The sequence below is a fragment of the Kribbella sp. NPDC003505 genome (assembly GCF_040610875.1).
In the GTDB taxonomy this organism is placed as follows: Bacteria; Actinomycetota; Actinomycetes; order Propionibacteriales; family Kribbellaceae; genus Kribbella.
The window spans coordinates 872,726-884,326 of sequence record NZ_JBEXNA010000001.1; the positions used below are offsets into that span (position 1 = coordinate 872,726).

Here is an 11,601-nt window from a genome sequence, read left to right on the forward strand (position 1 = left end):
ATCATCCGTTCGGCTATCCATCGGTGGCCGAACACCCGTCGTGCGGCCCGGTCCCGCCGACGGAGGCTGGAGGCAGCTCGATCCACCGACCGTCCTGAGAGGTTCAGATGTCTGTCCGTTCGTTGTCCGCCACCCTCGCGCTGTCCGCCACCCTGCTCGGCGCCGGAGCATCGGCTGCCCTCGCCTCGCCGGCAAACACCCGGCCGAGCACCTACGAGCTCCCCGGTGACCCCGGCAGCTCCAAGTTCGAGGGCATCGGGTTCGACGCGCGCACGAAGAACTACTACGTGTCCGAGACCACCGGCGGAGAGATCCACCGCGGGCAGTTGCGCTCCGGTGCGGCGACCGAGTGGCTCCAGGGCGACGGCACCGACGGCCGCTGGACGGCCCGCGGCGTCAACGTCGACTCCCAGGGCCGCGTGTATGTCGCCGGCGGGCCGAACGGGATCGACCACCCAGGCGCACCCGACCTGTGGGTGTATGACCGCGACGGGCAGCTGCTGGCCGCGCTGCGGACCGGCGTACCGAACGCGTTCCTGAACGATCTGGTGATCGGTCCGGACGGCGCGGCGTACTTCACGAACTCGAACGCTCCACAGATCTTCCGGGTCGCCGAGCAGCACGGCCGGTGGACCGTCACGACCTGGGCCGACGCGACCGGGACGATCGACACGGCGACCGGTTTCAACCTCGGCGGGATCGTGCTGTCGCCGGACCGCAAGGCGCTGGTCGTGGCCCAGGGCAACGTCGGCAAGCTGTGGCGGTTCGACCTGCGGACCGCGCAGGCCACCGCGGTCGACACCGCGGGCGCCGAGCTGGTGAACGCCGACGGTCTCGTCCAGGAGGGCAACAGCCTCTGGGTCGTGCGCAACTTCTCGAAGGTGCTCAGCACCCTGCGGCTGTCGGCCGATGGACGCGCCGCGCGGCTGGTGTCCGCGACGCCGACCGACCCGGACCGGGTGCTGACCACCGCGAAGCTCGCCCAGGGCCGGCTGCTGGTCGTCGACAGCAAGTTCGACGAGGCGACCGCGGTCCCGCCGTACCAGGTCATCACGCTCGATCCGCGTCGATGAACCGCCGCCCGATCGCTGTGACCGCCGTCCTGCTGATGGCGGCGACCACAGCGTGTTCCACTGAGCCCAGCAGTGCGCCTACGACCTCCCCCTCGCCTTCCAGGAGCGCAACCGTGCCGTCAACCCTCGACAGTCAGCTGATCGCCGCCGCCTGGAAGAACGACGTGGCCGAGGCCAAGCGCCTGATCGCCGCGGGTGCGAACGTCAACGCGGTCGACGACACCGTCCAGAGCGCGTTCCTGATCGCCGCGAGCGAGGGCTACCTGGAGCTGCTCGACCTGACGCTGGCCCACGGTGCCGACGTCCGCAGCCTCGACAGCTATCACGGCACGGCGCTCATCCGGGCCGCCGAGCGTGGGCACGCCGCCGTGGTCGGCCGGCTGATCACGGCCGGCGTAGCGGTCAATCACGTCAACAACCTCGGCTGGACCGCCTTGCACGAGGCGGTGCTGCTCGGCAAGGGCACCCCGCAGTATGTCGACACCGTCCGGCTGCTGATCGCGGGTGGCGCCGATCGCGCCAAGCCTGCCGTCAACGACGGCGTCACACCGATCCAGGCCGCCGAGGACCGCGGCCAGACAGCCGTCAGCGCCGTCCTCGACACCCAGACGAAGGCTGACGCGCTGCTGGACGCTGCGGCGGCCGGTGACGCGAACAAGGTCGCGGCGGCGCTGGCTGCAGGTGCTCCGATCGAGTCCCGCGACGACCACCGCCGCACGGCCCTGTTGCTCGCCTCGCTCAACGACCGGGTCGACGTGGCCAGGCTGCTCGTTGCGCTCGGCGCCGACCCCGACGCCCAGGACGACCGGCAGGACTCCGCCTGGCTCGTCACCGGCGTCACCGGAAGTGTCGCGATGCTGGAGACCCTGCTGCCCGCGAACCCGGATCTGACCCTGCGGAATCGGTTCGGCGGCATCTCGGTCATCCCGGCCGGCGAACGCGGTCACGTCGACTACGTCCGGCGGGTCGTCCAGACCAAGATCAACGTCAACCACGTGAACAACCTCGGCTGGACCGCCCTGCTGGAGGCGATCATCCTCGGCAAGGGCACGAAGCACTGGCAGGAGATCGTGGAGATCCTCGTCGACGCCGGCGCGGATCCCAACCTGGCCGATGCCGACGGCGTCAGCCCACTCCGGCACGCCGAGTCCCGCGGGTACGACGAGATCGCCAAGACTCTCCGCGCCGCCGGAGCCCGCTAGCTAGCGGTCTCGGGTCAGACAGCGGGACGGGAGATCGAACCAGCGGAGGTGATCGAAATCGGTATTGACACTGCCCTCGGAGTCGGTGCTGTCCTGCTGACAGGTGGACAGCAGGTCGCGGGCCTCGGCGAGGTAGTCGTCAAGGGCGGACTCCGGTGCCGTGTGGTCGTGGCGCGGATACCGCAGCTTGCCGTCGGCGTCGTATCCGACCTGGGACAGCCGCATCGGCGGCTCGACCGGGCCGCGGTGGTGCCGCCACAGGCCGTTGGCCGGGTCGAAGCGGTAGTCGCCGAGCAGCCGCCAGCCGTCCCGGGCGACGAGCTTCACGGCCTCGACGACGTAGGCGAACACCGCCTCGGAGATGAAGTAGTTGAAGTTGACCCGCACCCAGCCGGGTTTGATCCCCTCACAGCCGTGCATGATTTCGTGCTCGAACTCGTGCGACCGGTCCAGATCGATCCCGAGCAGCGCATGCCCGTACGGCCCGGCGCAGGAACAGCCGCCCCGCGACTGGATGCCGAACAGGTCGTTCAGCAGCGCGACCACGAAGTTGTGGTGCAGGTACCGCCCCGAGGGCGCCTTGACCACGAACGACACGATCGACAGCCGCTCGGCGTCCAGGTTGCCGAGGATCTGCAGGTTCGGCTCGGCCGTCCAGGCGGCGACCGCGCGGCGCAGGTAGGCATCCTCGTGGGCGCGGATCATGTCGATCCCGACCGCCTGTTTCAGCTGGAAGGCCAGCCCGGCGCGGATCGAGCCGATGATCGCCGGCGTACCGCCCTCCTCGCGGTGCACCGGGTCGTCCAGATAGCGATGCTCGAGAGGGTTCACGTAGGCGACCGTGCCGCCGCCCGGCACGTCGGGCACCCGGTTGTGGAGCAGCTCGCGGCGCGCGACCAGAACGCCGGGCGTGCCCGGGCCGCCGATCAGCTTGTGCGGGCTGAGGAAGATCGCGTCCTTGTACGACAACGGGTCCTGGTCGCGCCCGCCGTACATGTCGATCTCGACGTACGGCGCCGCCGCGGCACAGTCCCAGAACGAGAGCGCACCGTAGCGATGCAGCAGCGCCGACAGCCGCTGCGTGTTGCTGACGATGCCGGTCACGTTGCTCGCCGCGGAGAACGATCCGATCTTCAGCGGCCGGTCGGCGTACTCCCGCAGTCTCGACTCGAGCTGGTCGATGTCGATGTGGCCGTCCGCGTCCTGCGAGATCACCACGACGTCGGCGATCGATTCGCGCCAGGGCAGCTCGTTCGAGTGGTGCTCGTAGGGGCCGATGAAGACGACCGGGCGCTCCTCGCGCGGGATCCGGTCGGTCAGGTGGTACCGGTCGTCGAGCTCGGCGGGGATTCGCAGGCCCATGATCCCGATCAGCTTGTCGATCGCCCCGGTCGCGCCCGAGCCGCAGAAGATCAGCGCGGTCTCGTCGTCACCGCCGACGCTGGTGTGAATGATGCGCCGGGCGTCCTCGCGCAGCCGGGTCGTCTGCAGCCCGGTCCCGCTCGACTCGGTGTGCGTGTTCGCGTACCGCGGGAGGACCTCCTCGCGGATGAAATCCTCCAGGAACGTCAGCGCCCGCCCGGAGGCGGTGTAGTCGGCGTACGTGACGCGCCGCGGGCCGTACGGCCCCGGCATCACCTGGTCGTCACCGATCACCGACGCCCGGATCTGTCGCAGCAACGGCGACTCCGGCGGCATCTCCGCCTGCTCCCCCTGGATACCCATGTCTCAGAGTATGGCGCGGACGTGACCTGCGTCTCGGTGATCGCTGCGCGCCTCGTGGATAAGGTCGGTGCAGTCGACGGCGAGGAGTGGGGATGACGTTTTCCAGCGAGCTGTGGGACCGCGGGGCCGCCTCTGTGTACGACCAGATCGTCCGGCACCCGTTCATCACCGGCCTGACCGACGGGACCCTCGACCACGACGCTTTCCGGTACTTCATCATCCAGGACAGCCACTACCTCCGGGCGTACTCGCGAGCGCTCAGCCTGGTCGCCGGACGCGCCCTGGACGAGGACGCGGTCAGCATGTTCGCGCTGCACGCCGCCAACGCGATAGCTGTCGAGCGTGAGCTCCACACGTCACTGCTGGCGTCTCTGGGGCTGACGGCGGCGGACGTCGACGCAGCCGGCTCGGGTCCCACCACCACGGCGTACATGTCGTATCTGACCGCCGTGTGCGCCACCGGGACGTACGCCGAGGCGGTGGCCGCTGTCCTGCCCTGCTACTGGATCTACCGCGACGTGGGGCGTGAGCTGCTCAAGCGGTCGTCCCCCGACCCTGCGTACCGGAAGTGGATCGAGACCTATGGCTCGGCCGAGTTCGACGCTGTCGTCGAGTCGGTACTCGCCGTCACGGACGGACTGGACGTCGGAGCAGCTGAGCGGGAACGCTGTCATCAGCACTTCGCCATGACGTGCCGCTACGAATGGATGTTCTGGGACGCCGCGTACAACAAACTCGATTGGCCGGTGGGATGAAGGACTTCTACGACGTCGTGATTGTCGGCGGCGGGCACAACGGGCTCGTCGCGGCCGCGTATCTGGCCCAGTCCGGGCTCTCCACCCTCGTCCTCGAGCAGCAGCCGCACACCGGCGGCGCCGCGGTCAGCCAGCGCGTGTTTCCGGGCGTGGACGCCCGGCTGTCGCGCTACTCGTACTTGGTCAGCCTGCTGCCCGACAAGATCGTGGCCGACCTGGGCCTTGGTCTCGAGCTCCGGTCCAGGACAGTCGCGTCGTACACGCCCGTGCGCCGTGACGGGCGCGACGTCGGCCTCATGGTCGAGCGTCGCGAGGGGGCGGCCACCCGTGCCTCGTTCGCTGCGCTGACCGGCGGTGACGCGGAGTACGACGCGTGGGCGGCGTTCTACGGCGCGGTCGGCTCAGTGGCCGCCGCTGTCGCTCCCACGCTGCTGGAGCCGCTCAGGACGGCGGCTGACCTCCGCTCCCGCGTCGACGGCGCGTTGTGGGACGAGCTGGTCGAGCGGCCGCTCGGCGAGACCATCGAACGGCGCTTCACCGACGACACCGTCCGCGGGGTTGTCGCGACGGACGCCATCATCGGCACGTTCGCCGGGCTGCACGACGAGTCACTGATCCAGAACCGGTGCTTCCTGTACCACCTGATCGGCAACGGCACCGGCGAGTGGCGGGTGCCGGTCGGCGGTATGGGAGCGGTCACCGACGCGCTGGCGGCAGCAGCACGACGCGCCGGCGCCTCCCTGGTCACCGATGCGGCAGTCACCTCGGTCCAGGTCGACGGGACCCGCGGATCGGTCACCTGGCTCGGTGGTGACGGTGAGCGATCCGTCGACTGCTCCTGGGTGCTCTCGAACGTCGCCCCGTCGACACTGGCCACGCTGCGCGGTCAGACCGGTGTCGAGAAGCCGGAGGGATCGCAGCTGAAGGTCAACCTGCTGCTGAAGCACCTCCCCGCGCTCAAGTCGGGTGACGATCCGGCGCGGGCCTTCGCCGGCACGTTCCACATCGACGAGGACTACAGCCAACTCGAGGCCGCGTACCGGTCCGCCGCTGCGGGCGAGCTGCCCGCCGTACCGCCGTCGGAGGTGTACTGCCACTCGCTGACCGACCCGTCGATCCTCTCCCCCGACCTGATTGCCTCCGGCCACCACACCCTCACCGTGTTCGGCGTGCACTTCCCCGCCCGGTTGTTTGCCGCCGACAACGATTCGGCCCGGGCCGAGTCCGTACGCCGGGTGCTCGCCGGACTCCAGTCGTACCTCGCGGAACCCCTCGACGACTGCATCGCCCGGGACGCCGACGGCAACCTGTGCATCGAGGCCAAGACGCCCTACGACATCGAGGAATCGGTCGGCATGCCCGGCGGCCACATCTTCCACGGCGACCTCCAATGGCCCTGGGCCACCGACCCCGCCGACGCCGGCCGCTGGGGCACCGAGACCGACGTCCCGAACCTCCTGATCTGCGGCTCCGGCGCCCGCCGAGGCGGCGCCGTCTCCGGCCTCGGCGGCCACAACGCAGCCATGACCATCCTCACCCGCTAACCGATTTCGCATCTCCCCGATCCCCCTGCTACGATCCTCTTCGTTCGAAGGCAACACCAAGCGCCGCTAGCTCAATTGGCAGAGCAGCTGACTCTTAATCAGCGGGTTCGGGGTTCGAGTCCCTGGCGGCGCACAACAGCCCAGGTCACGCGAGTGTCCTGGGTTTTGTCATGTCGATAGGTCATCTCAAACCCATCTCTTTGCGGGAGCCGACCGCACGTCGGCCTCCGGCCGTGACCTCCCGGGTCACCAGCTAAGCCCCGATCTGCTCGTAACTGTGCGTCACATCACATCGGTTTGCATCGTTGCCAACTTCGGTGATGTGCCGCCGCGGCCACCGTTGAGTTGCCAACCATCCCCCAGGTTGGAAGCTTGACATGTCGAGACCACCGCTGCCCATCGGGACGTGGGGAAGCATCTCCACGAAGGTCATCAAGACAGACACGAACGGCAAGGCCGTCAAGCATCAGTCGCAGACCAAGTTTCGCGACCACGACGGACACGTCCGCCAAGTCGGCGCAGTCGGCACGACCAAGACAGGTGCCGAGAACGCCTTGAAGCGGAAGCTCCAGGACCGCGCCAGGACGAATCAGTCCGGCGAACTGACTGCGATGCACAAGATCAACCACCTCCTCGACCTCTGGGAGAAGCGATTCGAGGGACTGGTCGCCGACGGCAGACGCTCCCCTACGTCCCTGGACACCTACCGGCGCGCCCTCAAGAATCACGTCCGCCCCGCCCTCGGCGAGCTTCGCATCGGCGAAGCCACCACCCCGCGCATCGACACCGTCCTCGCCAAGGTCAAGAGCACCGCTGGCGCCGCCACCGCCAAGACCTGCCGCGCCACCATCTCCGGCGCCATGAAGCTCGCAGTCCGCTACGGAGCCATCTCCGTCAATCCAGTCCGCGAGGTCGACACCATCGAAGCCCCGCCCAAGAATCCACCCCCGCGCTCTGACCGGCGAGGAGGTCACCCTCCTCCGCAAGAGCCTGGCAGCCGACGAGCGCGCTGTGGAGGCCGATCTACCTCATCTGGTCGCCTTCATGCTCGGCACCGGCGTCCGCATCGGCGAAGCCCTCGCCGTCCACTGGCACGAAGTCGACCTCGAAGCCGGCACCGTCGAAATCACCCACACCATCGCCCGTGTCAGGGGCGAAGGCCTCATCCGCAAGGTCACCAAGTCGAGAGCCGGCGAACGCCTCCTCCACCTCCCCAACTGGGCCCTAGCGGTCCTCCGCGCCCGCCATGCCGCCGGCATCCTCAACGACCCCGTCTTCGCCGACACCCGCGGCGGCTACCGCGACCCATCCAACACCCGCCGAGCCCTCCGCACCGCCCTCTCCCCCGTCGGCAACACCGCCCGCCGCGACCTAGGCCTCAGCCTCCGAACCCTCCGCCGAGAAACCGGCATGACCCGCAAACAAGTCGCCAACCACCTGAACTGGCCCCAAAACAGGGTCGAACTAGTGGAGACCGGCCGCATCAAGGTCGACCACGAACTGGTCAGAACCCTAGTCGCGACCTACAACGTCGACCTCGAGCAGTTCCACGGGCTCCTCGCCCAGATCCACGACGCCGTCCAGCCAGCCGAATCCGACAAACTCGCCTGGATCCGCTCCCACGCCCTCCGCAAAACCACCGCCACCGCCCTCGACCAAGCCGGCCACACCGCCCGCCAAATCGCCGACCAACTAGGCCAAGCCAAAGTCTCCATCACCCAAGACATCTACATGGGCCGCCAATCCGCCAACCCCGCCGCAGCCCAAGCCCTCGAACACGCCTTCGACGACCCCGACCTTCTATAGCCAGCGAACAAGAGCCAGTTCTACGCCGAGAACCACGACGACTTCACCGGCGACCGCGACCTCACCAAGGTCCGCGAACTGAACCCGGACCTGGAGTCCTTCGAAACGTGGCTCAACCTGCACCAAGACGAGCTACGCGCCACGACGAAGTGACCCCGATGTTGGGCGGCTCGCATCCCGAGCCACCCAACATCACTGAGCAGACCCTTTCGCGATCTTGAGCGTCACTTGCCGACGTGCGTCCTGTCCGCGCTCTGGCGCTCCTGGGAAGCCCTCCGGCTCGAACCCGGCACCGGCGTGTCCGTGTGCTACCCCCACATGAACAGCCTGATGAGGTCCGACGGCACCTTCAGCAAGTGCACCCTCGACGGCCACAACGAGAGCGGCCAGGGCCTCGACCCGCTGCCAACGATGACACGGGTACCGCTGGCTGTGCGCGGACCGCGCTCCTGTCTCTGCGCTGTGTCAGAAGTATGGTTCTGATCCCGGCTTCTGAGACATCCGTCGACACCGCCGCGACACGTGCGAAAGGTGTCCCAGTCTCACTCATGTGATGTCGTCAGTTTCGATACAACTGGGACATGGCCTGCGGTAGTGGCTACCGGGCGCGAGTGGGGTTACGCGCGCGTGTCCACCAGCAAGCAGGACCTGCATCGCCAGGTCCACGCTCTGATCTCGTACGGCATCCCGGACGGGCTGACCGGCGACGCGAAGAGGCTGTACGTCGACAACCTCACCGGGGCGAACTTCAACCGGCTGGACTGGCATGAGCTCCGCCCCCGGATCCGCGCCGGCGACGTCTTGAACCTGGCGGAGCTGGACCGGCTGGCTCCCGCTGGGTCGACCGCGACTGGATTCGTGACCACCTGCACGAACTTGTCGGCCGGCCTCTCGCGTGTACCTGCCCGCTGGGATCGCCCTGCCACCGCGACGTTCTCCTGGCTCGTGCCGAGCTGCTGGACCGGAACGAACTCCACAGCTCCGGTACGGTCTGAAACCGACGGATCCGTCGTCAGGTGCCGACGGTGACAATCCCGCTGGTGGTTTCACCGCCTTCGAATCCGGGTGAGCGGCCAGCGATGCACCACCACACGGGGGCCGCGCCGGTGTCGGTGCTGGTGGCCCGCGCCAAGAGCTGGTCGCGCAGCGCGGCAGCGTCGTCAGCGCTGGAGTGGATCGATACGTGGACCGGCTCGTCGGGCACGCCGCGGATGGTCAGGATCCAAATCTCCGCGGCCGCCCGGTCGGCAGCGAGACGCTGCCACAGGTCGACAATGCCGCCGGGCCGGCATCCCAGCCGGTCGACGATCTCGGTCCTGTTGTGCCCGAGCCCGAGCGACATCAGCTGCCGGATCAACTGCGGTTCGTCGACGTCGAACTCTTCAGCCAGATCCATCAGCGGTACGGCGGTGTTCCAGGCGTCCTGCAGCCGCTCGGTGTCTGCGGCGTTCCAGTACCGCCGCCCCAGGCCCTTCAGCGAGCAGGACCGACTCCCACGGGTAGTCGGGGTCGTCGAGGAGTAGTTCGCGCAGTACGTCGACCGCGTGCTGGCCGCGGGCATGTGGGGTCCCCGCGGGCAGGAGGAGTTTCCCGCGGGACCGGATCGCACCGGGAGTGCGATCGAGGTCCTCGGCGAGCTGCTCGACGGTCAGGCGTGCCCGGAGGCCGTCGACGAGCTGCCGGTAATGAGTGTTGGTCCAGTCAGCGTTGCGGTGCCGGTGCTCGACGGCCGGGGGTCTGGTTGCCTTCCTCGGTCTCCACACCATCACGGTAGGTGACACGACCGACCGTTCCCGACAGATGCGGCTCGCCCGGCTGCTCCCGCGGTACGCCCTGGTCCTCGGGCGCGAGGAACATCTGAAAGCCGATTGAAAGCGTTGCTTGGTGGGATCCGGACTGCCGAACTTTTCTAGCTACAAAGGAGACATCAATGCTGCGCACCCGAATTGCTGCTGCGTTGGCCGGAGGCATCGCCCTGACGGCGACCGCCATGGCACCAGCCTCCGCGGCTTCCGCCTCCGAGGCAGCAACGGCCTCGAACTCATCCAGCGCCGTCTCGTCCTGCGTGACTGCGGCGTCGAAAAACTTCGCCATCGCCTGGAGGGTAGAGCTCGTAAGATGCGGCGGCGACGAGTGGCACGGAACCCTGACGGGGCCTCTGTACAGGGGGAACCAGGTCTACCTCCGAAGCGCAGCCGGCACGATCACTGCGCTGCGCACCGCCGCGGGCACGGGCAATGTCTTGTTCAGCGGGTACGTGGGTTCATACGGCGGACCCTGGAAAGCCTGCGCGAACATCGGCGGCCGCGAGTACTGCACCATCTCCACCTACTAACCCCTTCCGCCTGGCAAGTCTCGGGAGTCGACTCAGCGGTCCGCTACAGTGCCCTGCCTGCAACCAGCCGGCGCGTGCGTCCGCTCGTGCTCGGCCGGCAGCGGCTCAAGGAGCTCGGGGCCGTTGTTCTTCACGCTGTTGATGGCCTTCGAGACGGCGTACATGTCCAGGCTGCCGTCGACTGGCGGCGCCATCAGGCCGCAGAGCTCATCGACGTCGTGGTTGCGGGGATCCAGCCACTCGTCCCAATGATCTGGGGTGATCGCCATGGGCATGCGTTCGTGGATCCGGCCGACGCTGTCAGTCGCGATGGTGGTGATGATCGTGTACGTCGGCATGATCCGGTTTGGGTCGTCGTCGGGCAACGACTTGTCGTACCAGACCTCGTACAGGCCGGCCAGCGGCAGCGTTAGGCCGTCCGTGGGCCGCAGGACGAACGGCTGCTTGAGCTGCTTGCTGGCCTTACCGACCTGGTCGGTTTCGAGCCACTCGTAGAACGCGTCGACAGGGATCAGCGCCCGCTGCGACTTGAACGCGCGCCGGTACGCCGGGTTCTCGTGCACGACCTCCACACGCGCGTTGATCATCCTGGCGCCCACCTTGATGTCTTTGGCCCAGAACGGCAGAAGGCCCCAGCGGAAGGTACGGAGGTCGCGTTCCGGAGCCGCGTCATCGCCGGCGTCCTTCGGAACGCGGGCGATCACCACCGGCTCGTCCTTCGTCGGCATCACGTTGAAATCCTGGCCGCGCGGCTCGTCAGCGTTGCTCTCGTCGACGGCGAAACGGTCGAGAAGATCGGCACGGCTGACCACGGAGGCGTATCGACCACACATTCCCGCAGCCTGCCACGTGACACCGACAACAGCCGATGACAGCCTCCGCGTCGCTCCGGCGTCGTACGCTCCCCCGCGAGCCAGTGATAACGGCGGAATCGCGATCCGGATCGCGACGGAGCACAGGACTGGTCTCAGCCCGGGTTTGGGGTGCCGGAGGGCGGTTCCAGAAGAGCGGTTATCACCGGACCGCCAGCCAGTTCCTCTGGGTCCGCGAACTGCGAGCCGTCAATGGGTAGACATCTCGGCGCGGCACGGGCACGGTGGGATTCGGGGATGCCGCGGTGACCGTGGCTGGCGCTGTGGGAGGGGAACTGTGCCGACGTCA

General features: G+C 68.0%; 12 protein-coding genes, 1 tRNA gene and 1 pseudogene. 9 read left to right on the plus strand and 5 right to left on the minus strand.

Going from position 1 to position 11,601, the window contains the following annotated elements:
* Positions 1-107 precede the first annotated feature (107 nt).
* Both ABZX12_RS04150 and ABZX12_RS04155 read left to right on the plus strand, forming a co-directional pair.
* Positions 108-1,073 (plus strand): gluconolaconase, encoded by a 966-nt coding sequence (locus ABZX12_RS04150; protein ID WP_355689625.1) that lies wholly within the window; start codon positions 108-110, stop codon positions 1,071-1,073.
* Between the two features lie 113 nt (positions 1,074-1,186).
* A complete protein-coding gene (locus ABZX12_RS04155; RefSeq protein ID WP_355689627.1) occupies positions 1,187-2,275 on the plus strand; it encodes an ankyrin repeat domain-containing protein in 1,089 nt (362 codons plus the stop codon).
* On the opposite strand, the gene ABZX12_RS04160 is transcribed toward ABZX12_RS04155, so the two are convergent.
* The gene (locus ABZX12_RS04160; RefSeq protein WP_355689628.1) at positions 2,276-4,000 is read right to left on the minus strand and encodes an aminotransferase class V-fold PLP-dependent enzyme; all 1,725 of its coding nucleotides are present in this window, start codon (positions 3,998-4,000) and stop codon (positions 2,276-2,278) included.
* 92 nt (positions 4,001-4,092) lie between these two features.
* Here ABZX12_RS04160 and tenA point away from each other — a divergent pair, with 92 nt between their 5' ends.
* The 7 genes and pseudogenes from tenA to ABZX12_RS04195 all read left to right on the plus strand — a co-directional run bounded on the left by tenA (position 4,093) and on the right by ABZX12_RS04195 (position 9,100).
* A complete protein-coding gene (gene tenA, locus ABZX12_RS04165; protein WP_355689629.1) occupies positions 4,093-4,755 on the plus strand; it encodes a thiaminase II in 663 nt (220 codons plus the stop codon).
* Positions 4,752-6,299, plus strand: coding sequence for an NAD(P)/FAD-dependent oxidoreductase (locus ABZX12_RS04170; RefSeq protein WP_355689631.1), 1,548 nt, complete (start codon positions 4,752-4,754; stop codon positions 6,297-6,299). The genes tenA and ABZX12_RS04170 overlap by 4 nt, the downstream gene beginning before the upstream one ends.
* A 60-nt stretch (positions 6,300-6,359) precedes the next feature.
* Positions 6,360-6,432: transfer RNA gene (locus ABZX12_RS04175), tRNA-Lys, on the plus strand.
* 878 nt (positions 6,433-7,310) lie between these two features.
* Positions 7,311-8,105 (plus strand): helix-turn-helix domain-containing protein, encoded by a 795-nt coding sequence (locus ABZX12_RS04180; protein WP_355689633.1) that lies wholly within the window; start codon positions 7,311-7,313, stop codon positions 8,103-8,105.
* A gap of 228 nt (positions 8,106-8,333) precedes the next feature.
* Positions 8,334-8,588 carry a DUF4913 domain-containing protein gene (locus tag ABZX12_RS04185; protein WP_355689635.1) on the plus strand — a complete coding sequence of 85 codons (255 nt, stop codon included), beginning with the start codon at positions 8,334-8,336 and terminating at the stop codon, positions 8,586-8,588.
* 144 nt (positions 8,589-8,732) lie between these two features.
* A pseudogene (locus ABZX12_RS04190) lies at positions 8,733-8,978 on the plus strand (recombinase family protein); the annotation flags it as partial.
* Complete coding sequence (locus tag ABZX12_RS04195) at positions 8,972-9,100, plus strand: hypothetical protein (RefSeq protein WP_355689736.1); 129 nt, start codon at positions 8,972-8,974, stop codon at positions 9,098-9,100. The pseudogene ABZX12_RS04190 and the gene ABZX12_RS04195, both read left to right, overlap by 7 nt.
* 17 nt (positions 9,101-9,117) lie before the next feature.
* Here the strand turns inward: ABZX12_RS04195 and ABZX12_RS04200 are convergent, their stop codons facing one another.
* The 4 genes from ABZX12_RS04200 to ABZX12_RS04215 all read right to left on the minus strand — a co-directional run bounded on the left by ABZX12_RS04200 (position 9,118) and on the right by ABZX12_RS04215 (position 11,273).
* The gene (locus ABZX12_RS04200) at positions 9,118-9,501 is read right to left on the minus strand and encodes a hypothetical protein (RefSeq protein WP_355689637.1); all 384 of its coding nucleotides are present in this window, start codon (positions 9,499-9,501) and stop codon (positions 9,118-9,120) included.
* Positions 9,488-9,871, minus strand: coding sequence for a hypothetical protein (locus tag ABZX12_RS04205; RefSeq protein WP_355689639.1), 384 nt, complete (start codon positions 9,869-9,871; stop codon positions 9,488-9,490). The genes ABZX12_RS04200 and ABZX12_RS04205 overlap by 14 nt, the downstream gene beginning before the upstream one ends.
* On the minus strand, positions 9,807-10,199 hold the full coding sequence (locus ABZX12_RS04210; RefSeq protein ID WP_355689641.1) for a hypothetical protein: 393 nt from the start codon (positions 10,197-10,199) through the stop codon (positions 9,807-9,809). Before ABZX12_RS04210 ends, ABZX12_RS04205 begins: the two co-directional genes overlap by 65 nt.
* A gap of 273 nt (positions 10,200-10,472) precedes the next feature.
* Positions 10,473-11,273, minus strand: a complete 801-nt coding sequence (locus ABZX12_RS04215) for an SOS response-associated peptidase (protein WP_355689642.1) — start codon at positions 11,271-11,273, stop codon at positions 10,473-10,475.
* Positions 11,274-11,601 lie beyond the last annotated feature (328 nt).

Excerpts from the sequence above, each read along its gene's own strand:
- ABZX12_RS04150 (WP_355689625.1), top strand. The coding sequence starts at position 108 with ATGTCTGTCCGTTCGTTGTCCGCCACCCTCGCGCTGTCCGCCACCCTG.
- ABZX12_RS04160 (WP_355689628.1), bottom strand. The coding sequence starts at position 4,000 with ATGGGTATCCAGGGGGAGCAGGCGGAGATGCCGCCGGAGTCGCCGTTG.
- tenA (WP_355689629.1), top strand. The coding sequence starts at position 4,093 with ATGACGTTTTCCAGCGAGCTGTGGGACCGCGGGGCCGCCTCTGTGTAC.
- ABZX12_RS04170 (WP_355689631.1), top strand. The coding sequence starts at position 4,752 with ATGAAGGACTTCTACGACGTCGTGATTGTCGGCGGCGGGCACAACGGG.
- ABZX12_RS04200 (WP_355689637.1), bottom strand. The coding sequence starts at position 9,501 with ATGGATCTGGCTGAAGAGTTCGACGTCGACGAACCGCAGTTGATCCGG.
- ABZX12_RS04205 (WP_355689639.1), bottom strand. The coding sequence starts at position 9,871 with ATGGTGTGGAGACCGAGGAAGGCAACCAGACCCCCGGCCGTCGAGCAC.
- ABZX12_RS04210 (WP_355689641.1), bottom strand. The coding sequence starts at position 10,199 with ATGGCGAAGTTTTTCGACGCCGCAGTCACGCAGGACGAGACGGCGCTG.
- ABZX12_RS04215 (WP_355689642.1), bottom strand. The coding sequence starts at position 11,273 with ATGTGTGGTCGATACGCCTCCGTGGTCAGCCGTGCCGATCTTCTCGAC.